We start from the raw sequence: 1214 nt of genomic DNA on the forward strand, positions 1-1214 counted from the left end.
TGATTTTTTCGATATAACCCACTTTCATACGTTTTTTCTGTTATATCCGTTACTTTTACTATTTTTTTGGGGCCATAACAAAAAGAGCTATAGTAAATAGTTTTCTTACCATTATTATTAATATATTGATACCAATATTCACGCCCCAAATCGGTTAAATCATAGCGATAAATGCCTGATTGACCTTCTACTGGCATTTGGTTTAATAAGCCTAATTCAGCAAACAGTGGTAAGGTTCGTGTCAGGTCTTCTTTATTCCAAATCGCCCATTGACTGTCACTTTCTAATACCGGTTCATCGGTATACGGAAATTTAACCGCGCCTAAATAATAACAAAAATTGCCTTTGGTTTTGGTTAACGACATTGACCTTTCATATTGTTTTTGAATGAGCTCCCTTAGTTTTTCTTTGTTGTAGCAACCTAACAGTGAACAGGTGATTAATGTCAGTAAGGTGAATTTGGTTAATGTTTTCAATGTGGTTCTCCTGATATTCTTAAAATCCGCCCAATTTGGAGTGATGATGTTTGTAACTGTCAATAAACACCAACGGTTTATTGGTGACGGTTTGATTTTTGCTATTTGTCGACGTTTTGCCCTGTGGCCAGTAATTAATTTGTAAATAAAGCTCTTCAATGCCGTCATAACAAAACTCGCCCATTTTATAAACAATTTTAAAATAACCCAGCTCTTGTTGTGTTTCTTCGTCAACCGCATTACTGTAAGCTTCAACTTTACCTATTTGGTTTATTTCTAATTCATTTCTTTCTGTTATCGGCTTTAATGGTTTTTCCCGTTTAATTAATAAATCCGTGGCTGAGCTATCGGCAAAGGTTAAAATTGGGTATAGTTTTCCTTTGCTTATGTGCAAGGTAATGGGCTCTTGATAGTCATGATTATAAGTGCGAAGCACCCCTTCGTAATGGCTCACCTCAGAATTATAATGGGGCAATGCCACCGACAGATATATTTCGCGACTTCTGGCTTTAACACCCATTGCTTTTATTCCTGCAAGGTCAGGACAATCTTTATTTTTATATATGACTTTATATTGGTCTTTATATTTGTCTTTAATTTTGTCAATAATGTTGACACCTTCTAAATATTGACGCATTTTTTTGACATAATAAATCTTCTCTTTTTCTAACTGAATAGCAACATTAGCACCAAACATGGCAACCATAAAGTCATTAATTGCCATTGCCATACTGTCAA

General features: G+C 34.8%; 2 protein-coding genes. Both read right to left on the reverse strand.

Annotation, left to right across the window (positions count from 1 at the left end; translation table 11 throughout):
• On the reverse strand, nucleotides 1–476 hold a 476-nt coding region (locus tag ACGH4F_RS09625), incomplete at its 3' end, for a hypothetical protein (protein WP_411591038.1).
• 19 nt (nucleotides 477–495) lie between these two features.
• Nucleotides 496–1214: hypothetical protein (locus ACGH4F_RS09630; protein ID WP_411591039.1), on the reverse strand; the 719-nt coding region annotated here is incomplete at its 5' end.

The sequence above is a fragment of the Gilliamella sp. CG35 genome (assembly GCF_046635745.1).
Lineage (GTDB): Bacteria > Pseudomonadota > Gammaproteobacteria > Enterobacterales > Orbaceae > Gilliamella > Gilliamella apicola_I.